The sequence below is a fragment of the Oceanobacillus sp. M60 genome (genome assembly GCF_053839645.1).
In genome coordinates, this window is sequence record NZ_JBSSNH010000002.1 from 388390 (window position 1) to 413621 (window position 25232).

At 39.6% G+C, this 25232-nt stretch carries 23 protein-coding genes; 5 read left to right on the plus strand and 18 right to left on the minus strand.

Annotated elements, in window-relative coordinates; translation table 11 throughout:
- Positions 1-125 precede the first annotated feature (125 nt).
- Positions 126-950 (minus strand): Ltp family lipoprotein, encoded by an 825-nt coding sequence (locus ACW0TQ_RS06125; protein WP_052485081.1) that lies wholly within the window; start codon positions 948-950, stop codon positions 126-128.
- A 434-nt stretch (positions 951-1384) separates the two neighbouring features.
- Between ACW0TQ_RS06125 and ACW0TQ_RS06130 the strand changes: the two genes are divergently transcribed.
- Together ACW0TQ_RS06130 and ACW0TQ_RS06135 are read left to right on the plus strand one after the other, a co-directional pair.
- Entirely contained in the window at positions 1385-1774 is a 390-nt protein-coding gene (locus ACW0TQ_RS06130; RefSeq protein WP_042534427.1) for a helix-turn-helix domain-containing protein, read from the plus strand.
- Between the two features lie 24 nt (positions 1775-1798).
- Positions 1799-2176, plus strand: coding sequence for a PH domain-containing protein (locus tag ACW0TQ_RS06135; protein ID WP_193062402.1), 378 nt, complete (start codon positions 1799-1801; stop codon positions 2174-2176).
- A 210-nt stretch (positions 2177-2386) separates the two neighbouring features.
- Here the strand turns inward: ACW0TQ_RS06135 and ACW0TQ_RS06140 are convergent, their stop codons facing one another.
- The 4 genes from ACW0TQ_RS06140 to ACW0TQ_RS06155 form a co-directional block, all read right to left on the minus strand.
- The gene (locus ACW0TQ_RS06140) at positions 2387-2827 is read right to left on the minus strand and encodes an acyl-CoA thioesterase (RefSeq protein WP_042534428.1); all 441 of its coding nucleotides are present in this window, start codon (positions 2825-2827) and stop codon (positions 2387-2389) included.
- 132 nt (positions 2828-2959) lie between these two features.
- Positions 2960-3724 (minus strand): succinate dehydrogenase iron-sulfur subunit, encoded by a 765-nt coding sequence (sdhB, locus tag ACW0TQ_RS06145; protein WP_042534429.1) that lies wholly within the window; start codon positions 3722-3724, stop codon positions 2960-2962.
- A gap of 15 nt (positions 3725-3739) precedes the next feature.
- Positions 3740-5488, minus strand: coding sequence for a succinate dehydrogenase flavoprotein subunit (sdhA, locus tag ACW0TQ_RS06150; RefSeq protein ID WP_042534430.1), 1749 nt, complete (start codon positions 5486-5488; stop codon positions 3740-3742).
- A 35-nt stretch (positions 5489-5523) separates the two neighbouring features.
- A complete protein-coding gene (locus ACW0TQ_RS06155; RefSeq protein ID WP_042534431.1) occupies positions 5524-6144 on the minus strand; it encodes a succinate dehydrogenase cytochrome b558 subunit in 621 nt (206 codons plus the stop codon).
- An 887-nt stretch (positions 6145-7031) separates the two neighbouring features.
- On the opposite strand from ACW0TQ_RS06155, the gene ACW0TQ_RS06160 reads away from it, so the two are divergent.
- Positions 7032-7475 (plus strand): DUF2507 domain-containing protein, encoded by a 444-nt coding sequence (locus tag ACW0TQ_RS06160; RefSeq protein ID WP_244882405.1) that lies wholly within the window; start codon positions 7032-7034, stop codon positions 7473-7475.
- A gap of 34 nt (positions 7476-7509) precedes the next feature.
- On the opposite strand, the gene uvrC is transcribed toward ACW0TQ_RS06160, so the two are convergent.
- The 12 genes from uvrC to zapA form a co-directional block, all read right to left on the minus strand.
- Complete coding sequence (gene uvrC / locus ACW0TQ_RS06165; RefSeq protein ID WP_256704762.1) at positions 7510-9315, minus strand: excinuclease ABC subunit UvrC; 1806 nt, start codon at positions 9313-9315, stop codon at positions 7510-7512.
- A gap of 134 nt (positions 9316-9449) precedes the next feature.
- Positions 9450-9764 (minus strand): thioredoxin, encoded by a 315-nt coding sequence (gene trxA / locus ACW0TQ_RS06170; RefSeq protein ID WP_042534434.1) that lies wholly within the window; start codon positions 9762-9764, stop codon positions 9450-9452.
- Positions 9765-9918: 154 nt separating this feature from the next.
- The gene (locus ACW0TQ_RS06175; RefSeq protein ID WP_042534436.1) at positions 9919-10893 is read right to left on the minus strand and encodes an electron transfer flavoprotein subunit alpha/FixB family protein; all 975 of its coding nucleotides are present in this window, start codon (positions 10891-10893) and stop codon (positions 9919-9921) included.
- A gap of 49 nt (positions 10894-10942) precedes the next feature.
- Positions 10943-11716, minus strand: coding sequence for an electron transfer flavoprotein subunit beta (locus ACW0TQ_RS06180; protein WP_368901856.1), 774 nt, complete (start codon positions 11714-11716; stop codon positions 10943-10945).
- Between the two features lie 102 nt (positions 11717-11818).
- A complete protein-coding gene (locus tag ACW0TQ_RS06185; protein WP_193062347.1) occupies positions 11819-12592 on the minus strand; it encodes an enoyl-CoA hydratase in 774 nt (257 codons plus the stop codon).
- Positions 12593-12626: 34 nt separating this feature from the next.
- Positions 12627-13211 carry a fatty acid metabolism transcriptional regulator FadR gene (fadR, locus tag ACW0TQ_RS06190; RefSeq protein WP_341173009.1) on the minus strand — a complete coding sequence of 195 codons (585 nt, stop codon included), beginning with the start codon at positions 13209-13211 and terminating at the stop codon, positions 12627-12629.
- A 191-nt stretch (positions 13212-13402) separates the two neighbouring features.
- Complete coding sequence (locus ACW0TQ_RS06195) at positions 13403-15106, minus strand: long-chain-fatty-acid--CoA ligase (protein ID WP_193062349.1); 1704 nt, start codon at positions 15104-15106, stop codon at positions 13403-13405.
- A gap of 170 nt (positions 15107-15276) precedes the next feature.
- A complete protein-coding gene (locus tag ACW0TQ_RS06200; RefSeq protein ID WP_042534446.1) occupies positions 15277-15687 on the minus strand; it encodes a DUF350 domain-containing protein in 411 nt (136 codons plus the stop codon).
- A gap of 91 nt (positions 15688-15778) precedes the next feature.
- On the minus strand, positions 15779-18124 hold the full coding sequence (locus ACW0TQ_RS06205) for an endonuclease MutS2 (protein WP_341173010.1): 2346 nt from the start codon (positions 18122-18124) through the stop codon (positions 15779-15781).
- Between the two features lie 71 nt (positions 18125-18195).
- Positions 18196-19908, minus strand: coding sequence for a DNA polymerase/3'-5' exonuclease PolX (polX, locus tag ACW0TQ_RS06210; protein ID WP_455725417.1), 1713 nt, complete (start codon positions 19906-19908; stop codon positions 18196-18198).
- A gap of 248 nt (positions 19909-20156) precedes the next feature.
- Positions 20157-20708: a CvpA family protein gene (locus ACW0TQ_RS06215; protein ID WP_042534452.1), complete on the minus strand. Its 552-nt coding sequence runs from the start codon at positions 20706-20708 to the stop codon at positions 20157-20159.
- 5 nt (positions 20709-20713) lie between these two features.
- Positions 20714-20974: a cell division protein ZapA gene (gene zapA, locus ACW0TQ_RS06220; protein ID WP_042534454.1), complete on the minus strand. Its 261-nt coding sequence runs from the start codon at positions 20972-20974 to the stop codon at positions 20714-20716.
- 128 nt (positions 20975-21102) lie between these two features.
- On the opposite strand from zapA, the gene rnhC reads away from it, so the two are divergent.
- Positions 21103-22023: a ribonuclease HIII gene (gene rnhC / locus ACW0TQ_RS06225; RefSeq protein WP_042534455.1), complete on the plus strand. Its 921-nt coding sequence runs from the start codon at positions 21103-21105 to the stop codon at positions 22021-22023.
- Positions 22024-22036: 13 nt separating this feature from the next.
- Positions 22037-22729 carry a uracil-DNA glycosylase gene (locus ACW0TQ_RS06230; protein ID WP_042534457.1) on the plus strand — a complete coding sequence of 231 codons (693 nt, stop codon included), beginning with the start codon at positions 22037-22039 and terminating at the stop codon, positions 22727-22729.
- 71 nt (positions 22730-22800) lie between these two features.
- On the opposite strand, the gene pheT is transcribed toward ACW0TQ_RS06230, so the two are convergent.
- On the minus strand, positions 22801-25230 hold the full coding sequence (pheT, locus tag ACW0TQ_RS06235; RefSeq protein WP_042534459.1) for a phenylalanine--tRNA ligase subunit beta: 2430 nt from the start codon (positions 25228-25230) through the stop codon (positions 22801-22803).
- Positions 25231-25232 lie beyond the last annotated feature (2 nt).

Below are 25232 nucleotides of genomic sequence, written 5' to 3' on the forward strand. Positions count from 1 at the left end.
TTATTTTTAAAAGTAATGAAAGGTTTAACAATCAAATGCTCGCCGCATAATAAATCTGCCCCTTCAGATTTTATATAAGAAAAAGCCACCCTATTTTCAGGGTGACTTTTATACTATTTATCTTTTTAAAAGCCTACTTGCTCTGCAGCATACGTAGCATGCTCATTGCTGAACCCTTCAAACACGAGCTGATCAATCAAGCCGCTTTTGGAAAAACTGGAATAAGACAAATAATCTTCTGCTGTTAATACTGCTTGCTCCTGCCAATTTACATCTAATTGACTGACTGCATTCACCGCATGTTCATTGCTGAATCCTTCAAATTCCAGCTGTTCTACCAAGCCGCTTTCTGAAAAGCTAGTAAATGCTATATAATCCTCTGCCGATAAAACTGCTTGTTCTTGCCAATCTGCATCCAATTGATTGACTGCATAAACAGCTTCTTCATTTGTAAATCCTTCAAATTCCAGTTGTTCTATCAAACCGCTTTCTGAAAAAGCTGTAAAATTTAAATAATCGCCAGCTGCGCTCACTGCATTTTGTTGAGAGAAGCTTTCTCCAGATGCTTCCTCTTCAACAAGTTCTTCTTCAACTTCTTCCGGTTCTATCACTTCAGCCAGATCCTCTTCTGCCTCTTCGGATTCCTCCACTTCAGCCGGATTCTCCTCTGCTTCTTCAGGCTCCTCCGCTTCAACCGTTTCTTCCTCTATTTCTTCCGTTTCTTCAAGCTCCTCCGCTTCAGCAAGTTCTTCTGCTTCTTCAGACTCTTCCTCCTCGGCAGCTTCTTCCTCTGCTTCTTTAGTCTCCTCCTCATTATTCATTTCATCTTGATCCGGTTCTTCTGCTGCCTCTCCTTCATCCCCGCAACCGCTTAAAATTGCTGCGGCTGCGATTATCGCGATTAGAAAAAACTGCCATTTTTTCAAAACACGCTTTCTTTCTTTTGACATATTGATCACCCCTGTATATGTAATAAGTAAATTTTACCATATATAATCAAATAGTAATAGATAGTATTTATCTTTTTTATAACTAAAAAATTTTCTTAAATTAATTAAATTACATTACATATGAATAGGAATATCCTTTCCTTATTCTGCATTTCTTTTTCATTTTTCTTTAGCTCCAGAGAATATCTCACCTATTTATTAAACCATTTCTTTTCTATTCCTATCCAACATCTAAATTTGCTGCTACAGGCTTTCAAGAAATGTATTTTGACTTTTTTAGTTTTTCACGTCTCCCTTATTAAGGTTACAATTGATTACAGTTTCATATTGTTACTTTTTTATAGATTTTTATATGAATAGTCGCTATTTGTTACATTCCATTTCAAGTAACACATTGTTACTGTAAAATATAGTTATAGGGAGGATAAAAATAAATGCTTAATCAAAGATTAGCAGCATTAAGGAATGAAAAGAAAAATACCCAACAAGAAATATCAATTATTATTGGTGTCACTCGCCCTGCATATACTGCTTATGAAAAAGGAACAAGAACACCAGATTATAATTTAGTAGTTAAATTAGCTGACTATTTCGAAGTAAGTGTGGACTACCTGCTAGGCAGGACAGATAATAGAAATTTAGAAAATGAATTCAATCCAATCTCGGAAATCAGTCGTTTGATTAAAGAATATAGGGTGGAGTGTTCGAGATTCCACGAGATTGATCGATGGGAGGCAATGGGCTCGGATGAAATGAAAGAATTAGAGAAATATTTTACATACATTACAGATATGGCTATGAAGAAACAAAAGTATAATAAATAAACTATAAAACTGGGGGACGAAATGATGGGAATTTTAGATGGTTTAATGGGAAATGCTTCAAACGTAGATGAAAAGGAAATCATGAAAGAATACGAGCAATTATTTATTGAAGGGGAAGAAGTAAGCGCAGCTTTTAAAGTTATTCGTGATTTATTTATTTTCACCAATAAACGTCTGATTTTGGTTGACAAACAAGGTTTAACCGGCAAGAAAACAGAATATCATTCCATACTGTATAAAAGCATCTCCCATTTCAGCGTGGAGACTGCCGGACATTTTGATATGGATGCGGAACTTAAAATATGGATTTCAGGCGGAGTCAATCCGCTTGTTTCTAAAACATTTAAGAAAGACACTAATATTTATGATATTCAAAAAGTTCTTGCTTCAGTAGTAGTTTAAATTCATTTAGAAAAAATTAGCTACTAACTAGAAGAAAGGAATTAAAAACTAAGAAAGCTCTTTGAAAGCAGCGAAAACAGAAGAGCTAAATAATGCGCAAGCTGGATGGACGATAAAAAACTATCATCCATCCAGCTTTTTCTATTTAGACGTTCAGCCTGGCTATTCATTCTCTTCGTGTCCATCTAGTTTGAACGCGATTAATATAGATCATGTCTCCAGCAGCTTCTGCTTTAATGCATCAGACAGCTTTTTTGGGGCTTTCTTTTCTGTATCAATATAAACTAGCCTTCCTCGAGCTGTCAGGATGGCCTCCTCTTCTCTCATCACCTTATAGTGAATATCAAAAGAAGTATTGCCGACAGATGCTGTTTTTACATAAACACGAATATCATCGCCAAAATAGAGCTCCTTCAGATAATTACATTGCAAATCAGCAACAATAATTCCGTCTTTTTGACGCATATCCTTTGATAAAAAACCGATACTGTTTAAATAGGCAATACGCGCTTCTTCAAAATAAATAAATGGGGAAACATTATTCACATGACCATACATATCTGTTTCAGAAAATCGGACAGATATAGGGATATAGAAAGAAAAATCTTTCTCCCATGCCGAAAAATCTTCAATATAAGGAATACGGGGCATACAACTTTTTCCTCTCTCTTGTACAATTTTATATCAATCTCTATCTTTTAATTAAAACGTTTTCATTTTCAGTTGAAGAAAAACCCTGACCGGATTAGTGGTTAGGGTTTTTCGCTTGTTATCCATCACCTATTAAAGTGCTGTGTCGCTTCCAAAGAAGTTTTTAAATGCTTGGATATTGGTCGCGCGGTTCATTGCTGCGATAGAAGTTGTCAGAGGAATTCCTTTTGGACAAACTTGTACACAGTTTTGAGAATTTCCGCAGCCGTCAATTCCGCCGTCTTCCATTAAACCGTTTAAACGGTCACTGGCATTCATTTCACCAGTTGGATGCGCGTTAAATAAACGTGCTTGGGAAATAGCAGCAGGACCAATGAAATTGGAACTGTCATTTACGTTCGGACAAGCTTCCAGACAAACACCGCATGTCATACATTTAGACAGCTCATATGCCCATTGGCGTTTATTCTCCGGCATGCGCGGTCCAGGACCTAAATCATGCGTACCGTCGATTGGAATCCATGCTTTTACTTGTTTTAAAGCTTCAAACATGCGATCACGGTCGACGATAAGGTCACGGACAACATCGAATGTGGCCATCGGCTCTAAACGGATAGGCTGCTCCAGCTGATCAACCAATGCCGCACAGGACTGCCTTGCTGTTCCATTAATAACCATTGAACAAGCGCCGCAAACCTCCTCTAAGCAGTTCATGTCCCACATGACTGGTGTGGTTTGCTCTCCTTTGCTGTTTACAGGATTTTTTCGGATTTCCATTAAAGCAGAAATAACATTCATATTCTGTCTATAAGGTATCTCAAACGTTTCCTCATAAGGAGCAGCGTCCGGACCGTCTTGTCTAGTTATAATAAAGGTAACCTTACTTTGTTCAGCCATTTCGTTTACTCCTTTCTAATGTTTTGTTGTATAATCTCGTTTCCGAGGGGGAATCAAGGAAATATCTACATCTTCATAACTAAATACAGGCTCATTCTTTTCCGCATTGTATTCAGCAACAGTTGTTTTTAACCATTCCTCATCATTTCGTTCCGGAAACTCCGGTTTATAATGTGCTCCGCGGCTTTCGTTCCGGTTATATGCACCAATGGTAATCACTCGTGCTAATTGAAGCATATGCTTTAATTGACGGGTGAACATAACTCCTTGGTTGCTCCAGCGGGTCGTATCATTAATATTGATATTTTCCCAGCGCTCCATCAATTCGACGATTTTCTCATCCGTTTTTAACAGCTTTTCATTTTCACGTACCACTGTTACGTTATCTGTCATCCAGTCTCCAAGCTCTTTATGGATTTGATATGCATTTTCTGTTCCCTGCATATTCATCAGCTTTTCAAAATCGCTTTGTTCTGCTTCTTCACGAGATTGATAGAGTTCATCCGGAAGCTCTTCCACATGCTCCTCCAGCCCATCAATATATTCAATAGCATTTGGACCTGCCACCATACCGCCATAGATTGCGGATAACAGGGAATTCGCACCCAGGCGATTTCCGCCATGCTGTGAATAATCACATTCACCTGCAGCAAAAATTCCAGGAATGCTTGTCATTTGCTTCTCATCAACCCATAATCCACCCATGGAATAGTGAACTGCAGGGAAGATTTTCATCGGCACTTTACGAGGATCTTCACCGACAAATTTCTCATAAATCTCAATAATTCCGCCGAGTTTTACATCAAGCTCTTTTGGATCTTTATGCGATAAATCAAGGTAAACCATGTTTTCCCCATTGATACCAAGTTTTTGGTTTACGCAAACATCAAAAATTTCACGTGTTGCGATATCACGAGGAACAAGGTTACCATATGCCGGATATTTTTCTTCAAGGAAGTACCAAGGTTCTCCATCTTTATACGTCCAAACTCGTCCGCCTTCCCCACGAGCTGATTCACTCATTAATCTTAGTTTATCATCTCCCGGAATAGCAGTCGGATGGATTTGGATAAATTCTCCATTTGCATATTTTGCACCTTGCAAATAAAGCTTACTTGCTGCAGAGCCTGTATTGATCATGGAATTTGTTGATTTCCCGAAAATGATACCAGGTCCTCCAGTTGCAAAGATGGTTGCATCTGAACGAAATGCTCTAATTTCATGTGTTTTCACATCTTGAGCCACAATTCCTTTTCCTACACCGTTTTCATCAATAACCGCTTCAAGGAATTCCCAGCCTTCAAATTTAGTGACCAGTCCTTCCACCTCATAACGGCGAACCTGCTCATCTAATGCATATAATAATTGTTGTCCTGTCGTTGCCCCTGCATATGCTGTACGGTGCATCTGCGTACCGCCAAAACGTCGGAAATCTAATAGCCCTTCCGGCGTACGGTTAAACATGACTCCCATACGGTCAAACATATGTATAATACCTGGTGCAGCATCACACATTGCTTTTACCTGCGGCTGATTGGCGAGAAAGTCTCCGCCGTAAACTGTATCATCAAAATGCAAATCTGGAGAATCCCCTTCTCCCTTTGTATTAACAGCTCCATTGATACCGCCCTGTGCACATACAGAGTGAGAACGTTTTACAGGTACGATAGAAAATAAATCTACATTTACTCCTGCTTCAGCGGCTTTGATCGTAGCCATCAAACCGGCCAGACCGCCGCCGACTACAGCAACTTTTTTACTCATTCGTTAGCTCACTCCTTCTTTCATTCCATTACTATTTATACACCATATGCGAATGCAAGTAATGATCTTATACCTAGATAGCCGACTGCTAAAAATACAATCAGACACACATACGTAGAAATGCGCTGTGATTTCGGTGTTTGTGTAATACCCCATGTTACCATGAAGCTCCACAATCCATTTGCGAAGTGGAATACAGCCGAAAGAACCCCTACCACATAGAACCAAAACATCGGCGTGCTGGAAAGGATGCCTTCCATCAAGCTATAGTTGATATCCACATTTCCTAAAGCAAGCTGAACGCGTGTTTCAAATACGTGCCATGCAATGAAGATAACAAGGATAATTCCAGTAACCCGCTGTAGTGCGAACATCCAGTTACGGAAGAATCCATAACGTCGTGTACTGTATCTAGATGTAAAAACAATATAAACACCCAGAATCGCATGGAACAAAATTGGTAGATAGATTACTAATGTCTCCAGCAGCAATACAAATGGTAATTCGTGCATAATACCAGCTGCTGTATTAAATACTTCTTCTCCATACACAGCAAGATGATTGATAAATAAATGTTGTACTAGGAAAATACCAATCGGCACAACTCCCAGCAGCGAATGTAGTCTTCTAAAGAAGAACTCACGTTGTTCTGCCATGTTTACCCCCCTTTTGAAACGTAATCCCTATAATATGTATACTATAAAAATAAAGCGCTTTACAAAATTGTAAATATTTATTTTTATAGTACAGCCAATAACATCTATTATTGTACTTCTTACATTGTAAAGCGTCAAGAATTCCCGACCGGCTTCTTTAAGAAAATGAAAAGTATTTATTAAAATCTCTATTACTCAACTTTCGCACCTTAAAAAGAAACTTCATTTCCATAGAAACAGGAGTTGGCCGTTCCTTCGAAAACACCCTTGACAAAGAATAGAAGGTGGAGTGTAAAATACCGCTGCGGCGGACTGTTTTGTTTTCCATGGGGACGGAGCGGAGCTATGCACTATCATTAGTTCAAAAAAGCAGATTTAACTAAAAAGCAAGCACAATAAAGAAGAACTTGATAATCCTGAAACAACAAGATATATATACTTATTCTTAGGTGCTATAGTTGAGTCTATTACATGAGAAATTGAATTATATTATTGCATCATTCTATAAGATAATCGCCGTTTTTACATCAAAATGAAACAAAACCATACGAAAACCAAGAAAAAGATTTAGAAAAGTCGCAGAGAATGTTATTATAATAGAGATATTTAACTTCGTTTGCGGTTCCAGATGATGTTAATCTCTTGGATAATCTATTAATTTAATGGCAGTGTTCAAAAATCTCGAAATATAGCTGACAGGAAAAATAACCGAATGACCGGACGACAGGCGGTGAAGGAGTCCCCTTTTCCTGCTCAGGCTGAGACCTGTATGAACACGCAAGTAAAGTTAAATTATCTAGTTCCTATACTTGCTAATCAACAGACAACAATACATAATAACCATAGACATGTAACACGAGCGAGACGTGAAGGAAAGGATGAAAATAGTGTCAAAGTATGGCAGCAATCAAAAATTAGATGTAACTGAGTTAGAGCAATTATATAGTGACGGCGCGGGATATGATATTTTACGCTATATTGGTCTGCCGGAGCTTTTTGGGGAAGAAAAAGATACACTTCTTTATTTTTTAGGCAGAAATCTGGCACGGAAATTTGAGTTCAGCAGTCTGGAAGATTTAAGTTTATTTTTTGAAAAAATGGGTTTAGGGACCCTGGATTTAGTAAAAGATAAAAAGAACGTAAAAACCTTTTACCTTCTATCCGATACAATTGTTGCGAAATTAAAATCAAATATGGAGACCGATTTCCGTTTAGAAGCCGGAATAATAGCAGAGGCGCTGCAGCAGCTGGAAGACGTAGATTGTGAATGCCTTGAATCTGTTCACCGTCGCCTGAAACAAGTTGAATTTACGGTTTATATACAGGATTAATAATCTTTAAAACTGAACAAAACGATCGCGAAACTTATTCGATTTCACGATCGTTTTGTTCTGCTTCCTGCTTCTTTAAATGTCCGATAACCTCTGTAGCTATATTTTTGGGTATGCCAATTTTACGCATATCTTCTAAAGAGGCATTTTTAATTTCTTCTACTGATTTAAAATGCGTCAATAAAAGCTTGCGCCGCTTCTCTCCAACCCCCGGGATACGGTCAAGCTCGGATTGAAACAGTCCTTTTCCTCTTAATTGCCTGTGGAAGGTAATGGCAAAGCGGTGCACCTCATCCTGTATCCGCTGCACTAAATAAAAGGCCTGCGATTGGCGTTTTAACGGAATGACCTCTGGAGGTTCCCCATATAATAATTCGCTGGTTTTATGCCGGTCATCCTTAGCAAGTCCAGCAAGCGGAATACTTAAACCAAGTTCATTTTCCAGCACATCTGATGCTGATGTCATCTGGCCTTTTCCCCCGTCAACAATAATTAAATCAGGTAAAGGAAGCTCCTCGCGAAGTACTCTTGTATAACGTCTGCGTATTACTTCCCGCATGGTTTCATAATCATCTGGTCCCTTGACATCTTTGATTTTATATTTGCGATATTCTTTTTTATTCGGTTTTCCATCCTCAAAAACAATCATTGCCGATACAGGATCTGTTCCTTGAATATTCGAATTATCAAACGCTTCAATCCGGCGAGGTGTCTCTATATTTAAGTAATCTCCTAAATCCTCCATTGCTTGGTAGGTTCTTTCCTCATCCCGCTCAATTAATTGAAATTTCTCGTTCAAAGCGATTTTTGCATTTTTTTCAGCTAATTCTACCATTTCTTTTTTTCTGCCACGAAGCGGTGTATGGACATTGACTTCAAGTAATTTTTCCAATATCTCATCATCAATGCCTATCGGAACTAATACCTGCTTTGGCTTCAGATGGTTTTCCTGCAAATAAAATCGTGCAATAAAACTGACGATTGCTTCTTCCGCATTATCATAAAATGGGAATATACTGACATCGCGTTCTATCAGCTTTCCTTGCCGGATAAAGAAAACCTGTACACACATCCAGCCTTTATCATAGCTGTAACCAAAAACATCCCTGTTCACTAAATCATTAGCAGCCATTTTTTGCTGTTCCATCGTTGCATCGATGTATTGGATAGTGTCTCGAAGTTCTTTTGCTCTTTCAAAATTCAGCACTTCACTTGCTTCTGTCATTTCTCTTGTCAAACGGTTGCGAATATCCTTAAACCCACCATGTAAAAAGGAGGTTATCTCTTGAACAATTTGCTGATACGTTTCTTTAGAAGGCGGATTTTTACCACAGGCTAAGCATTGCCCCATATGATAATAAAGACACGGTCTGCCGGGAGGATTATTACATTTCCTGAGCGGATAGATTCGGTCTAAAAGCTTTTTGGTTTCCCTTGCCGCAATCACGTTAGGATAAGGACCAAAATATTTTCCTTTATCTTTTTTTAACTGTCTTGTGACAATTAACCTCGGGTGCCGCTCAGATGTAATCTTCAAATAAGGATACGATTTATCATCCTTCAGCATTACATTATATTTAGGATCATATTTTTTTATTAAATTCATTTCTAAAATAAGTGCTTCAATCTCTGATGACGTAACCATATATTCAAAATCTGCAATATCCTGGACTAAACGCTGCGTTTTCCTGTCATTCGCCCCGCGAAAATAAGAACGAACGCGATTTCTTAACTTTTTAGATTTTCCTACATAAATAATTGTCCCATGCTTATCCTTCATTAAATAACAGCCAGGCTGCATTGGAAGAATAGCCAACTTTTTTTCAATTGCTTCTTTCATCTATAACCAGCCCTTTATACATCAGAAAATCCCTTTTCATCTGCTTGATGACAAAGGGATTCTCTTTTTTCTAATAGAAATCAAAGAATCCGTTCTGTGATAAGGTATCACCACAGAACGAAAACGTGACTTTATCAGGCATGTTTATTAATTAAATCTGTTAATGCCTCTTTAGGTTGGAAACCAATAACCTGGTCTACCACTTCTCCATCTTTGAATAAAAGAAGTGTCGGTATACTCATTACACCAAATTTCCCAGCTGTTTCCTGGTTTTCATCCACATCTAATTTGACGATCTGTACTTTTTCTTCCATTTCTCCATCAATTTCTTCTAAAACAGGAGCAATCATTTTACAAGGTCCACACCATGGAGCCCAAAAGTCTGCAAGTACAAGACCTTTTGATGTCTCGTCTGTAAAGTTTTGATCCGTTACATGTTTAATTGCCATTATTTTTACCTCCTTAAAACATCATGCAGCTTATCATAAGCTTAGTATGAGTATATCATCGTATAAGTATACTTCCTAATAGTTTGCTTGAATTGATTAAAATTACTTTCAAAAGGCCTGTGTCTCAGCATTTCTCACAGACCTTTTATTTCCTTTATGCCTTTACTTTTTTAATTTCTTCAATAAGCAGCGGGATGACTTCAAATAAATCACCAACAATTCCATAGTCAGCAATATTAAAGATATTTGATTCAGCATCTTTATTTATAGCAACAATTACTTTGGAATTAGACATTCCGGCTAAATGCTGAATTGCACCGGAAATACCTACCGCAATATATAAATCAGGAGTTACCACTTTTCCGGTCTGCCCAATTTGCAGCGCATAATCACAATAGTCAGCATCACAGGCACCTCTGGATGCACCTACAGCACCTCCCAGTACATCTGCAAGCTCGTAAAGCGGTTTAAATCCCTCTGCACTTTTCACTCCTCTTCCGCCTGCTACAATAACATTTGCTTCTGAGAGGTCAACCCCCTCCGAGGTTTTTCGGACAACATCCTTCACAATGGTACGTAAATCTTTAATATCTATATCCTTGGTATTTACTTCGCCAGATCTTGAAGCATCTTTTTCAAGAGCAGCTATATTATTCGGGCGAATCGTTACAAATATAAAATCATCTGCAAATGTCTTCTTTTCAAATGCTTTTCCAGAATAGATAGGACGAATAAATACATTGTCATCGCCATTTTTTTCAATGTCTACTACGTCAGAGATAAGTCCTGCTGACAGCCTGCTTGCAACCTTTGGTGTCAGGTCTTTTCCAATAGAGGTATGCCCCATGACAATTCCTTTTGGAGATAATTCATCGATAATTTCTAAAACCGCCTGTCCATACCCTTCTGATGTATACGTTTTCAAATTGTCGTGCGTGACTGTAACAACACTATCCGCCCCATAAGCAATTAGTTCTTCACCTGCACTGGTTAAATCACTATCACTGAATAAAACACCCACAATTTCAGCATCCGCATCAATTTGCTTCGCCGCTGCAATTGCCTCAAAGGAAACATTTCTTATATCATTATCTCTTACTTCACCAATCACTAGTAATTTATCGCTCATTATTATTATCCCCTTTCACTATCAGCTGCATTATCATACAAACTTTCTCTTAAAGTACCTTTTTGTCATTTTTCAATAAAGATACCAATTCCTTCACCTGATCCGCTACCTCTCCCTCTAACACTTTACCTGCTTCTTTTTCAGGCGGAAGATAAATATCGATTGTTTTCGTTTTTGCTTCTACGTCATCCTCATCTAGGTCCAGATCATCGATTTCTAATTCTTCAAGCGGTTTTTTCTTCGCTTTCATAATTCCCGGCAGTGAAGGGTAACGCGGGTCATTTAAGCCTTGTTGACAAGTAACTAGTACAGGAAGGCTGGTTTCGATGATTTCAACATCTCCTTCAACGTCTTTTTCTATCGAAGCAGTATCCCCATCGATAGACAGGCTCGTTATCGTTGTAACGCAGGATATTCCCAAAAGCTCGGCAAGTCTCGGACCGACCTGACCGCTTGCTTCATCAATAGCAACATTCCCTGCCAAAATCAAATCAGCTTCCTTGTCTTCAAAAAATGCTTCTAAAATTTTGGCAATTGTAAACTGGTCTCCTTCTTCCAAATCTTCTTCTGTATTAATTAGAACTGCTTTGTCCGCTCCCATAGCAAGAGCTGTCCGAAGCTGCTTCTCAGAGTCTTCGTCACCAATGGTAACCACTGTGACCTCTCCGCCATGCTTATCTCTTTGTACAATCGCTTCCTCTACTGCATATTCATCATAAGGATTAATGATGAATTCTGCACCATCATCTTCAATTTTCCCATTTTGAACAGCAATTTTTTCCTCTGTATCAAACGTTTTTTTCAATAATACATAAATATTCATATTCTTTTTCCTCCTTGTCACAAACTAGAATGTATGTTTAAAAAGCAGTCAATAATACTTCATCCTCTTATCATTCGAGTAATTTGGGAACCGCCAGAAAATCTATTTATCCTGAAAGTTTGCTGCTCTTTTTTCTTTAAAAGCGCTTACGCCTTCTTTCGCATCATATGACCCGAAAATCTCACCAAACAAGCCCGCTTCCCTGTCAGCTCCTTCTGCAAATTGGCTTGTATTTGCATAAGGAATCAATTGCATAATCCGATTGATTCCAGGCTTGCTTTTAGCAGCAATTTTTCCGGCTAATTGACGAACTTCATTTTCCAGCTCATCTTCTTCCACAATCCGGTTAACAAGCCCCCATTCTTCCGCCTGCCTTCCGGAAATCGGTTCTCCGGTTAAAATCATCTCATATGCTCTGGCATTACCTATATATCGCGGCAAACGCTGTGTACCGGCAAAACCAGGAATAATGCCTAAATTCATCTCTGGAAGCCCTATTCTGGCATCAGCCGTTGCATACCTTATATGACAAGCCATTGCGAGCTCTAATCCTCCGCCTAATGCAGCGCCATGTATGGATGCAATAACAGGAAGCGGAAAATGCTCTATCCTGTTAAAAATGTTCTGGCCGTTCTTAGCTAAAGTTTCATACTCTGATGCCTCTTGAAGAGCGGTAAATTCTTTAATATCTGCCCCAGCTGAGAAAAACTTGCCTTCTCCCTGCAGGACAACCACTTTGGCTTCCCCTTCTTGTTCAATCTGTGTTAACAGTTCATCTAATTTTGCGATCAGCTTAGAAGATAATGCATTAGCAGGAGGGCTTTTGATTGTTAAATAAGCAACCTTCTCCTCTACTTTTAATTCCAAAACGGACAAATCAATCACCTCTTTTTTATATTTCATTATCTGTTTATTTTGAAGTTAAAGCACTGACGAGCATTCTATGAATCTCAGGCGCCATGTCAACAAGATGATATTTCTGTTCCTTCATCACCCAATTCGTAACAATCTCATCAAGTGTACCGAAAATCATTTGCCTGACCAGAGGAATATTCAAATCCTCTCTAAAATGCTGCTGCTCCATTCCTTTTTGAATAATACCGTCAATCACGGTTAAGTAAGGCTTCAAAACTTGATTAATCTGCAGTCTTAAAGAAATATTTGATTGTCTTAACTCCAGCTGGGTCACAATAGCTAAATAATAATCTGAAGACAGCTGCGTGAAATGCATTTTTATTAAGGTATACAGCTGATTAGAAGCAGAATCATTTTCTTCGATTGCTTTTGCTATTTGATTGATAAATTCTCCCATTTTCACTTCGAATAAAGAAACAAGAATATGTTCTTTGTTCTTAAAGTATAAATAAATGGTACCGTCAGCAACATTCGCTTCCTTTGCTATTTTGGAAACCTGTGACCCATGGTATCCATTTTCGGCAATCACTTTTACAGCAGCTTCAATAATTTGATGATATTTTGGTTTTTGATTATTCATGATTTACTCCTTGATTACATAATTAAAAATGAGTGAATGGTCATTCATATTTTTAATATACAATTCTTGAAGTTTAATGTCAATGAAAAGCTGTTTTATTTAAAACGTTTTCAATATAAATACATTCCGATTCTCTGCTTAATTAAATTACCTGTCAAGCTGCTTTGGAAAAGAAAAAAAGAGCACGAGGCTCAAACAGATGCTGCTTCTTGTTTCTGTTTCTCTTCGTCAATCAGTTTTCTTCTTAAGATTTTCCCGACTGCTGTTTTTGGCAATTCATCACGGAATTCATAAATTCTCGGGACTTTGTAGCTTGCGAGATGTTTTCTTGCATATTCATTTAACTCTTCTTCCGTAAGAGCCGCTCCCTCTTTCAACACAATATAAGCCTTTACTGTCTCTCCTCTGTATGGATCCGGTATACCTGCTGCTACCGCTTCCTGGATAGCTTCATGCTCATACAAAACCTCTTCGATTTCTCTTGGATAAATGTTAAAACCGCCTGCAATAATCATATCCTTCTTTCTGTCCACGACATAGAAAAACCCGGATTCATCAACATATCCTAAATCGCCGGTCAAAAGCCAGCCATCTTTCAGGGTACTCGCCGTCTCTTCTTCATTATTCCAATACCCTTTCATTACTTGCGGTCCTTTTACAGCGATTTCGCCGATTTCTCCAACCGGAACTTCTTCTAATCCCGCTTCACCCATTTGAACAATTTTAGCATCTGTATCCGGCCAAGGGACGCCGATACTGCCGTTAATACGTTCAGCATATACAAAATTTGCATGTGTTACAGGGGAAGTTTCTGTTAATCCATATCCTTCAACCAGCTTTCCACCGGTAATTCTTTCAAAGCGCTCCTGAATCTCAACTGGCAATGGGGCTGACCCGCTAATACACGCATCTATAGAGGATAAATCATATTTCTCTAATTCCGGGTGGTTTAACAGACCGATATAAATCGTTGGGGCGCCTGGAAAAAGATTAGGTTTCTGTTTATCTATTACTTTTAATAAGTCACCCGCATCAAATTTTGGTATCAGAATAATCTTGGAGGCTTTTTTTATCGCAAAGTTCATCACAGCTGTCATCCCGTATACATGGAAGAATGGAAGAATACCTAGAACTACATCCTGACCTTTTTGTTCTTCGCTGCGCGAAAGCCATGTTTCGCACATTTGCACATTGGCACTTAAATTATAATGCGTCAGCATTACTCCTTTAGGACTGCCTGTTGTCCCGCCGGTATATTGTAAAAGTGCAAGGTCTTCTTCCGGATTAATAGGGGATTCTAAATAATCAGCAACCGAGTGCTCCATCATCTTTTTCCATACATGGGTATCATTGCTGGGCTCTACCTTCACCACCAAATTGTATTCTCGCTTCTGTATAAATGGATAAATCATATTTTTAGGGAAAGGAAGATAATCCTTGATGCCGGTTACAATAACATGCTCTAATGTCGTATGTGAACGGGCGCTGTTTACACGCGGAAGTAAAATATCTAAACAAATAATTGCTCTAGCCTGCGCATCATTCATTTGAAAAATCAATTCTCTTTCCGTATAAAGCGGATTTGTTGGAACAGCTATTGCTCCTGCCATCAGGATACCATAGTAGCTAATGACCGATTGAGGAGTATTTGGCAAAAAAATAGCAACCCTGTCTCCTTTTCTGATTCCGATAGATTGCAAATAATTCGCTGTTTTTTTCGCCTCTTTATACAGCTCTTTATAAGTCATCTCCTTACCCATGAAATAAAGCGCTTTCTTTTCTCCGTGATGCTTCGCCGCATCAATTAAATATTGATACAGAGCGCACTTATCATATTCCAGTGTTTTAGGTAAATCCTCAGGGTAGCGATCATGCCAAGCCCTTTTTTCCAACATAAATCATTCCTCCTTCAATTTAGTCTATACCTATTATAACGGTTAATTGCTAACTTTGAAAATATTATCTAATATTTAGAGAAATAAATAAACCAATCCTACGATGAAAAAAATAATTCCAACTGCCATTAATATTTTTGCTAAACGTTCAAATATCACTCATTGCCCTCCTAACCAACGATGCTTGCTCCGATAACATAGGCTAACCCGACAGAGATGACCATCGAGATAAAGCCGACAGCCTTATTGCCGTTGCCGATTTCTTCATCCACTTTCATAAATGGAGTTAAAAATTCAAAAAATAAATATCCTGCTATTAATAATACAAAACCAAAAATCCCCCAGCCCATCGATACCATTAAACTATCGTTATGCTCAATGGAGAATCTGAAAATCATGGCTATGCCGAATAGCTTTCCTCCGGTAGCCATCGCAACGGCCAGATTCCCTTTTTTTATTTCCTCCCAGTTTTTATAGGAGGTTACCAGTTCAGCAATTGCTAAAAAGAGCAGAGTGGATAAAATAAATACACTATACCTCGCTGCAGTGATTACTAAAATATTTTCCCAAAAGCCTTCCATTTTTCTCGCTCCTTCATTTGGAAAAAGGGATTTGTTGCCAATATTAAATCCATCCCTTTTTCCGATCTTACAAAACATTTAATTCGATTACTTATTCAAAGCGAATAACTGTAACGCCGCTTCCGCCTTCTCCTGCTTCGCCTGACCTTGAGCCTTTAATATGCGGATGCCGCTTCACAAATTCCTGAACACCCTTTCGCAAGGCGCCAGTCCCTTTCCCATGAATAATAGATGCTTGAGCGTAACCGGATAGCAATACATCATCCACATACTTCTCCAGCTTGTGCATCGCGTCCTCATAACGTTCGCCGCGTAAATCCAATTCTGTTTTCACATGCTGATTATTGCCTCTAACCGTGGCCACTGGCTCAGCCTGCTTCTTTTTCTTCTTCTTGACAAGCTCTAAATCAGACCGTTTTACTTTTACTTTCATAATGCCGACCTGCACCATATATTCCCTGTCATTTACCTTTTCAACAACCTCGCCGAGCTGATTTACGGTGAGCAGCTTAATCTCGTCTCCCGGCTTCAGCTCGCTCTGCTCTTGTTTCTTCTCAGGCTGGACAGCTGATTTATCCCTGCTTAGATTCGGCATTGCCTCGTCAAGCATCTTTCTGGCTTCAATCCACTCATGTTCCTTCATGCCAGACTGGTCTTTCATATTGCGCATCATCTGCACAATTTCTTCTGCTTCCTGACGCGCTTTCAGCAACGCTTTTTCAGCCTTCTCTTCCGTTTTTTCATAAATCTTTTGCTTCTTATCTTCCCATCGGTTCATTGCTTTTGTTAATTCTTGATGCAGTTTTTCACTCTCTTCCAGTACCTGATGCGCTTTTTCATAGTCTCGCTCTGCCTCTGTATGGGATTGTTCTAAGGAAGCAATCATATTTTCTACTTGATGAGAATCCACACCAATCAGCTGCTTCGCTTGATTAATGATATTTCCGTCAAGCCCTAGCCGCTTCGAAATGTCAAATGCATTGCTTCGTCCTGGAACGCCAATTAGTAACCGGTAGGTCGGCCGCAATGTTTCTACATTAAATTCTACAGAAGCATTGACCACCTGCGTCCGGTTATATCCATAAGCTTTTAATTCCGGATAATGGGTCGTCGCAATAACACTTGCATTTTTAGAAAGCACCTCATCCAGGATCGACATTGCTAAAGCAGCTCCTTCTTGCGGATCTGTACCAGAGCCTAATTCATCAAATAAAACCAGCGACTGATCCGTGACATGCTTCATAATTTCCACAATGTTTGTCATATGAGAGGAAAAGGTACTCAGGTTTTGTTCAATCGACTGTTCATCACCTATATCAGCGAAAACCTCATCAAATATCGGCATTTCACAGCCATCGAGTGCGGGTACCTGTAAACCCGATTGAGCCATCAATGTACAAAGCCCAACCATTTTCAAAGTAACCGTCTTTCCGCCTGTATTTGGTCCTGTAATAACAATTGCCTGATAGTCCTGGCCCATTTCCACATCATTTGGAACAACTTGATCATCTGGAATATATGGGTGTCTTGCCTGCTGCATCTTTATATAACCATGTATATTCATTTTAGGTCTTACCGCATGCATTTTTTGAGCAAGTTTTCCCCGGGCGCTGATAAAATCAATTTCCGAAAGCCAATAGACATTATTTAAAAGCTCTTGTTCATAGGAAGCGATGTGCCCGCTGAGTTCCTTTAAAATCCGTTCTATTTCTTGTTTTTCTTTAGAAAATAAATCCTGTAATTTATTATTCATATCCACTACCGCTTTTGGCTCCATAAATAATGTCTGACCGGATGATGACTGATCATGGACAATTCCGCCAATGGCAGCACGGTATTCCTGTCTTACCGGCAAAACATAACGATCATTCCGAATCGTGATAATCGAATCGGAAAGCATTTTACTGTTAGAGCGTGTATAGCTTTCTAACTTGCTGCGGACACTGCTTTCATATGTCCGTATAGAGCTGCGGATAGAACGTAAAGCTGATGAAGCACCATCCATTATCTGGCCATGATCATCGATGCAGCTGTTAATATGCTGTTCTAAATCCCGGATTGCGATAATATTTGCTGCGGCAGATTGAAGAATTGGTATTTCTACATCCTCGACCTGTTCTAAAAAACTTTTGGCCTGTCTGCCTCCATATAACGTATCCCCAATGCGTAAAACCTCATCCGCCGAAAGAATGCTCCCTATTGCACTGCGTTTCACACTCGGTCGTATATCAGATATACCACCTAAAGGAATCACTTTATTCAGCCGGAAAATTTGAACGGCTTCGTCTGTCTGCGCTTGGAGTTCCTCCACTTCATCAAGCGTCGACTTGGGTTGTATCTTAGATGCTAAATCCTTTCCTATAGAGGTTTCTGCTTGATCACGAACCTTTTCAACAAGGCGGTGAAATTCAAGCGTTTTTAATACACGTTCGTTCATTTTAACCCCTCTTTTATTAAAAATTAAAATCTATGCTTTGAGCCAGTTTCCGTATGAGAACACTGGCTCACTTATTTCCCCTGGTTAAAGAATGCGGCTAATTCTTCTTTTGTCCATGTGTTGATTACCGTGGACGGTTTGATCCATCCTTTTCGGGCTGTAGCTACGCCATATTGCATATGCTCAAGCATCTGATAGTTGTGCGCATCAGTATCAATGACAAGATTTACGCCTGCTTCCTGCGCTTTTTTAGCCCATTCGTGGGATAAATCTAAGCGATTGGGATTAGCATTAATTTCTAATGCGGTATTTGTTTCTTTTGCTTTTTCAATCAATTTTTCCAGGTTCACTTTATATCCATCTCTTCTTCCGATTAGTCTTCCTGTCGGGTGAGCAATAATCGAAACATATGGATTTTCTAAGGCGTTAGTCAGCCTGTGCATGATTTCCTCTTCCGATTGTTGAAAACTGGAATGTATCGCACCAATAACAAAGTCCATTTCTTTAAGAAAGTCGTCCTCAAAATCTAAGCTGCCATCTGGCAGGATATCCATTTCCACACCCGAAAAGATATGGAAATCAGCGTACTTTTCATTTAATGCATTAATTTCCTGACGCTGCTTACGAAGGCGTTCTTCATTTAATCCATTTGCTACGCGCAAGTATTTAGAGTGGTCTGTAATCGCCATATAGGAATAGCCCATACTTTTTACCTTTTCAGCCATTTCGTCTAAAGACTGTGCTCCATCACTCCAGGTGGTATGCATATGCAAATCTCCGCGAATATCGGATAGCCGGATTAATTTCTGTTCCTCTGTAAACAGGTCTACTTCTCCTGTATTTTCACGAACCTCCGGAGGAATAAAATGCAGATCAAAATGATTAAAAAAGGCTTCTTCCGTTCCAAACTGGAGCGTCTCTCCTGTTTCTTCCACCTCTACACCATATTCACTGATTTTTTCACCGCGCGACTTTGCCAATTGCCGCATAGCTACATTATGATCCTTTGAACCGGTAAAGTGATGTAAAGTAGAAGCAAATTCCCCGTCAGAAACCATACGAAAATCAACATTGATATCATAAGCTTCTTCTAAAGTGATAGAAACCTTTGTATCTCCGCTTGCAATAACATTTTTGACAGAAGGCAGTGCGATTAAAGCTTCTTTTACCTCGCCTGCATCATCCGTAGCAATGATAAAATCAAGATCCTTTACAGTTTCACGCATACGCCGGATGCTCCCTGCCTGAGAGTAACGGACAATACCCGGAATATCCTCCAGGTAAGCTTCTATCTTCTCAGCAATCGGAAGCATCATTGCTACCGGAAGCCGTTCCGGTCTCTTCCCCGCATCCTCGATTGCTGCAACGATTTTCTCTACAGATTTTTTTCCAAATCCAGGTAACTCTTCTACCTTTCCAGACAGACAAGCTTCTTTTAACGTTTCCGCATCTATGACGCCCAGCTCCTGATAGAGCTTGGATAATTTTTTCCCGCCTAAACCTGGCAAATCTAATAACGGTACAAGCCCGGCCGGTACTTCTTTCTCCAATTCCGCTAAGGTTTCTGAATGTCCAGCTTCGATAAACTCGGTAATTACTGCTGCAGTTCCTTTTCCAATCCCTTTCATCTTTGTAAAGTCATCTATCTCATTTAAGCTGCGGTCATCCGTTTCAATCGCTTGCGCAGCCTTTCGATAAGCGCTTATTTTAAATGGATTTTCTCCCTTCAGCTCCATATAAACAGCTATATTCTCCAGCAAACGAATGATATCTTTCTTATTCATTTTCTTTCACCCTATTCTGTCACTATTTACATAAAACGAAACTTCCTTCCGTGGAGATTTTTCCTTTTCCACGGAAGGTTAGTTAATCAGGAGATGAAGTGACCGTTTTCGCCCATACATATTAAAATAATTGTTCCATATATAGTTAGGGCGAATTACGGACACTCATGCCGTGATAAAACTGACTCAAGCTATCCATGTTAGTTTGAGTCAGTTTTGCTTTCTATACTTGCTAATGACCTGTTATATTATTTGGTCAGAGATTCTGTCAAGTTAAACCATAATTCAAAAATACGATCTGAGAAATATGGTGTCTGTTCAATAATCCGCATTGCCAGAGAAGAACCTTGGATTGCTTCCTGCACTCCGCCGACAGGCGTTAACGCCAGGATATATAAAATAATGAAGCTGATGAGATATATCTCAACAAACCCCAGCGCGGCTCCTAAAATTTTATTGATAAAGCTGATGATGGGTATTGCCGCCACAAAATCCAGCATAGAAGCAATAATCTGCAGAATAAATTTCACCGCAAAAAAGATAAGCGCAAAGGAAATCGCATTATAAAATGCCGATTCGACTGGCAGGTTTTCTAAAAACGCTGACCAGGCTCCATCACCTGAGAGGTCTGGATAAGGAATATATAAGGAAAGTCTTTCTGCAACCGGGTTATAGTACATTACTGCTACAATAAAAGCAACAATAAACCCTGTTAAATGAAATAGCTGAAGAACAAATCCTCTTTTTAATCCCATCATAATCCCAAATAATAGAAGAATAATTATAATTAAGTTAATCATGTTTGTTAGTCCTCTTTCTTTCGTAATGAACCTAAAAGTGTTGCATAATCCTCTTTTAGTTTTAAATAATCGTTCATTGTATTCACAGCCGTTAATACTGCTAAGCTGGCTGTATCTAATTGTTTATTGGCATCATGAATTTCATTCATTTTTTGATCAACTAAATTAGCCACTAGCTGAACATGGCGTTCTGATTCCGTTCCGATAACATGGTATGTCCGATTGTATATTTCAACTGTTACGCGCTGTTTTTCATTGTCTGTCATTTTAACTTCCTCCTGTGTAACGTTGATTCTAGTATATATTAACATGAACTTTGCGGAAAAAGAAGTATTTCAAAATCCCGTTATATTTGCTATAGTCTTAGGTATCCGATGATTGGAGGAATGAAGCTTTGGGCCAAGAAGTATTAACAACATCTGCTGATAAAATCAAACAAATGAAAAAGCATTATCATACTTACTTACAAAAAACACCGCAGGGGGCTGTTTTCCGGGCAAAAACACCTTATGCTGTCATCACAGCATATCATTCTGGGAAGGTTCTCTTTCAGGGCAGCCAGCCAGAGAAGGAAAGCACCCAATGGAAGGATGCATCTGCTTCGACACAAGCAGCTAAAGCGAAGCCCTCTTCAAGTGTGGACACAGCTATTTTTCAAAAAAGTCATATAGGGTCCGATGAGTCAGGAACCGGCGACTATTTTGGACCGATAACCGTTGCGGCTGTTTTTGCAGACAAAGCGCAGCAAGTTCAATTAAAGCAGCTGGGTGTGGAAGACTCCAAACACTTAAAAGATGACGCCATCCACCGTATTGCACAAGAGATCATACAGCTTCCTATTTCATATACCATCCTTAAACTGGAGAATGAGAAATATAATCGCCTGCAGCTTAAAGGCTGGTCGCAGGGGAAGATGAAAGCAATGCTGCATCATCATGCCATTGACAAATTAATTAAAAAATTAGATGGTACAGATTATGATGGAATCGTCATTGATCAATTTTGTGAGCCTGCCGTTTACAAACGCTATCTGCAATCAGAAGCATTAAAGCTTCATGAAAAAACTACTTTTATTACAAAAGCAGAAAGCCATTCAATTAATGTTGCTGCTGCTTCTATTTTAGCCAGAGCCCGGTTCGTAACAGCAATGGATAAATTATCCCAAGAAGCAGGCATTACCTTACCAAAAGGTGCGTCCGGTAAAGTGGATAAGGCAGCAGCCAATTATATAAAAGCTCATGGCGAACAGCAGCTGGGACATGTTGCTAAGCTTCATTTTGCCAATACAAATAAAGCAAAGAAATATTTACACTAAATGAGGTGCTACAATGAATATACCTTTAAAAAACGATTGGGGACAAGTTTTAGAGCAAGAATTTGAAAAAGACTACTATAAACACTTGCGGGAATTTCTAAAAACAGAATACGGTTCTCACACGATATATCCGGATATGTACGATATTTTTAATGCTCTTCGCTTTACAGATTTCCAGGAAGTGAAGGTCGTCATTTTAGGTCAGGATCCTTATCACGGCCCTAATCAGGCACATGGCCTGAGCTTTTCCGTACAGCCTGGTGTGCCAGTGCCTCCTTCCTTAAAAAATATGTATCAAGAGCTGGCAGCTGATGTTGATTTCAAGATTCCCTCCCATGGTTATCTGAAAGAATGGGCTGATCAAGGGGTGCTCTTGCTTAACAATGTTTTGACTGTCCGGGCACATCAAGCACATTCTCATAAAAATCAAGGCTGGGAGCGGTTCACGAATCAAGTAATTGATGCTTTAAATCAGAAGGATCACCCGGTTGTCTTCTTATTATGGGGCGCAGCAGCACAGAAGAAGATAGAGTTGATCGATACCGATAAGCATTATATTTTAAAAGCGCCACATCCAAGCCCTTTATCTGCACACCGGGGTTTCTTCGGGTGCCGTCACTTTTCAAAAACAAACGCTATTTTAAAGCAGGAAAATCTGACTCCTGTTAATTGGCAGCTTTCTTTGACGGTAAATCCTGATAAATAAATCAAGTCTATTTACGCTAAAAGCCGCTGGCACAGCTTCAAAATCTGTGCCAGCGGCTTTTTATATCATGATCAGGAACGGACATACGATCCAAATTGATTATTTACTTTTTCAACAACCGCCTGATAAGATGTCTCCACTTCATCATCTTTCAACGTACGGCTTGGGTCCTGATACAGAAGACGATAAGCTACAGATTTTTTGCCCTCTTCCATATGCTCTCCCTGATATACATCAAATATAGAGACTTCTTTTACTAACGGAGCTCCTGTTTCCTTAATCACTGCCTGAACCTCTCCAGCAGGAACATCATTATCCAGGATAAAGGCGATATCTCTTGTTACAGATGGATAACGCGGAATATCCGTAAAGGAAGGTGTTGCTTGATGTACAGAAAATACAGATTCCAGATTTATTTCAAAAACATAGGTTTCCTTTACATCAAAATCTTTGGCAACAAGCGGATGAATTTGGCCGACATAGCCGATTCCTTTGCCATTTAATCTGATTTCTGCACAACGTCCCGGGTGCATATCTTCCATTTTAGTCTGTACAAAGGTAACATCTAATTCTAAATGTGCGAATAAGCCTTCCACGATTCCTTTTGCTACATAAAAATCAACCGGCTTCTTCTCTTGCTGCCATGGGTGATTATGCCATAAACCAGTTAACGCGCCGGCAACATGCAAATTCTCAATCGGCTGTTTGGTTATCTGCTCTTCTTCAGAAATGAATACTTTTCCAATTTCATAATACGCTAAATCTGTTTGTGTTCTCGCTACATTATGCTGGAGTACGCGAAGCATCTCTGGAATAAGACTTAGGCGGAGATGGCTGTGCTCCTCACTCATCGGCATTGCTAAACCGACTGTATTAGCAGTCCCTTCCTCCATATCAGGTGTCAGGAATCGCGATGCATCCTGTTTATTTGTTAAGGAGTAGGTTAATGTTTCCATCAATCCGGCGCTGGATAAGTAATTTTTGATTTCCCGCTGCAGCAATTGGACATCTGTTAATCCTCCTGCCTGTACCCAGCCTTGCGGAATCGTATATGGCAGATGATCATAACCATAAATACGAATAACTTCTTCTAAAATATCTTCAAAAATAGATATATCCAGACGGCGCGTTGGAACTTGAACAACAATTTCTTCTCCATTTTTACTGAATTCAAATTGCAGCCGTGCGAGGACAGAGGTCACGTCTTTTTCATCTAACTCCATTCCTAATCGCTGGTTCACTTTCGAAGTTGTAATGGTCACAGACTTCTCCGATTTATCCAATTCATCTACTTCTACAACACCAGCTGCTACTTTTCCGCCAGCATATTTTTGAAGCAGACTGCATGCCCGGATACCGGCGCGTTTCACGCGATTTGGGTCAACCCCTTTTTCAAAACGCGTGCTGGATTCACTGCGCAGGCCGGTCTGTTTGACCGTATGGCGAACAGAAGCGGCATCAAAATAAGCAGCCTCCAGCAGGATATTCGTGGTTTCATCGGTCACCTCAGAATCTGCGCCACCCATGACCCCGGCTAAAGCAACCGGCTCTTTGCCATTCGTAATAACAAGATTCTTCTCATTTAATTGACGTTCCTGATCATCTAAGGTAATCATTGTCTCGTTTTCTTTTCCTTGTCGGATAACGACCTCTTTGGAGCCAAACCGGTCATAGTCAAACGCGTGTAACGGCTGTCCGTACTCTAATAATACAAAGTTAGTAATATCTACAACATTGTTGATCGGACGGATACCAGATGCCATTAAATAATTCCGCATCCATAGTGGCGCCGGCTTAATTTCCACATCTCTTATAACAAATGCTCCGTAATATGGGTTATTTTCAATGGAATCAATTTTCACATCAATATAATCCTCAGCCTGGATAGATTCATCTGCATTCAGGTTTTCATCTGGTAAATGGATTGGCTGATCTAAAACAGCTGCTACATCATACGCTACACCAAGCATGCTTAATGCATCTGGACGGTTCGCTAAAACATCTAAATCTAACACCGCATCATCTAGATTTAACAGCTCCTGTACAGGTGTACCAACCTCTGCATCTTCTGGAAAAACAAAAATCCCTTCTGCGACGTCGGTAGGAATGTATTTTTCATCCAATCCGAGCTCCTGCAGGGAACAAATCATCCCATTTGATTCCACTCCGCGCAGCTTAACTTTTTTGATTTTCATCCCATTTGGAAGCTTAGTCCCAGGTTTTGCAACAGCAACCTTCTGACCCTCTCCAACATTCGGCGCCCCGCAGACGATTTGCAGGGATTCTTCCCCGACGTCTACTTGACAAAGATTTAATTTATCTGCATCCGGATGCTTCTCACAGGATTTCACATATCCCACGACAATATTTTCTACAGCAGGGGCCAGATATTCCACTCCCTCTACTTCAATCCCGGATCGTGTTATTTTTTCTGCTAATTCTTCTGGTGTTACATGATCTAAATTGACATAGTTTCGTAACCAATTATATGAAACAAGCATGT

What these genes read in the sequence shown, in the direction of transcription:
- ACW0TQ_RS06125 (WP_052485081.1), bottom strand. Translation starts at nt 950, where the DNA reads ATGTCAAAAGAAAGAAAGCGTGTTTTGAAAAAATGGCAGTTTTTTCTA.
- ACW0TQ_RS06130 (WP_042534427.1), top strand. Translation starts at nt 1,385, where the DNA reads ATGCTTAATCAAAGATTAGCAGCATTAAGGAATGAAAAGAAAAATACC.
- ACW0TQ_RS06135 (WP_193062402.1), top strand. Translation starts at nt 1,799, where the DNA reads ATGGGAATTTTAGATGGTTTAATGGGAAATGCTTCAAACGTAGATGAA.
- ACW0TQ_RS06140 (WP_042534428.1), bottom strand. Translation starts at nt 2,827, where the DNA reads ATGCCCCGTATTCCTTATATTGAAGATTTTTCGGCATGGGAGAAAGAT.
- sdhB (WP_042534429.1), bottom strand. Translation starts at nt 3,724, where the DNA reads ATGGCTGAACAAAGTAAGGTTACCTTTATTATAACTAGACAAGACGGT.
- sdhA (WP_042534430.1), bottom strand. Translation starts at nt 5,488, where the DNA reads ATGAGTAAAAAAGTTGCTGTAGTCGGCGGCGGTCTGGCCGGTTTGATG.
- ACW0TQ_RS06155 (WP_042534431.1), bottom strand. Translation starts at nt 6,144, where the DNA reads ATGGCAGAACAACGTGAGTTCTTCTTTAGAAGACTACATTCGCTGCTG.
- uvrC (WP_256704762.1), bottom strand. Translation starts at nt 9,315, where the DNA reads ATGAAAGAAGCAATTGAAAAAAAGTTGGCTATTCTTCCAATGCAGCCT.
- trxA (WP_042534434.1), bottom strand. Translation starts at nt 9,764, where the DNA reads ATGGCAATTAAACATGTAACGGATCAAAACTTTACAGACGAGACATCA.
- ACW0TQ_RS06175 (WP_042534436.1), bottom strand. Translation starts at nt 10,893, where the DNA reads ATGAGCGATAAATTACTAGTGATTGGTGAAGTAAGAGATAATGATATA.
- ACW0TQ_RS06180 (WP_368901856.1), bottom strand. Translation starts at nt 11,716, where the DNA reads ATGAATATTTATGTATTATTGAAAAAAACGTTTGATACAGAGGAAAAA.
- fadR (WP_341173009.1), bottom strand. Translation starts at nt 13,211, where the DNA reads ATGAATAATCAAAAACCAAAATATCATCAAATTATTGAAGCTGCTGTA.
- ACW0TQ_RS06195 (WP_193062349.1), bottom strand. Translation starts at nt 15,106, where the DNA reads ATGTTGGAAAAAAGGGCTTGGCATGATCGCTACCCTGAGGATTTACCT.
- ACW0TQ_RS06200 (WP_042534446.1), bottom strand. Translation starts at nt 15,687, where the DNA reads ATGGAAGGCTTTTGGGAAAATATTTTAGTAATCACTGCAGCGAGGTAT.
- ACW0TQ_RS06205 (WP_341173010.1), bottom strand. Translation starts at nt 18,124, where the DNA reads ATGAACGAACGTGTATTAAAAACGCTTGAATTTCACCGCCTTGTTGAA.
- polX (WP_455725417.1), bottom strand. Translation starts at nt 19,908, where the DNA reads ATGAATAAGAAAGATATCATTCGTTTGCTGGAGAATATAGCTGTTTAT.
- ACW0TQ_RS06215 (WP_042534452.1), bottom strand. Translation starts at nt 20,708, where the DNA reads ATGATTAACTTAATTATAATTATTCTTCTATTATTTGGGATTATGATG.
- zapA (WP_042534454.1), bottom strand. Translation starts at nt 20,974, where the DNA reads ATGACAGACAATGAAAAACAGCGCGTAACAGTTGAAATATACAATCGG.
- ACW0TQ_RS06230 (WP_042534457.1), top strand. Translation starts at nt 22,037, where the DNA reads ATGAATATACCTTTAAAAAACGATTGGGGACAAGTTTTAGAGCAAGAA.
- pheT (WP_042534459.1), bottom strand. Translation starts at nt 25,230, where the DNA reads ATGCTTGTTTCATATAATTGGTTACGAAACTATGTCAATTTAGATCAT.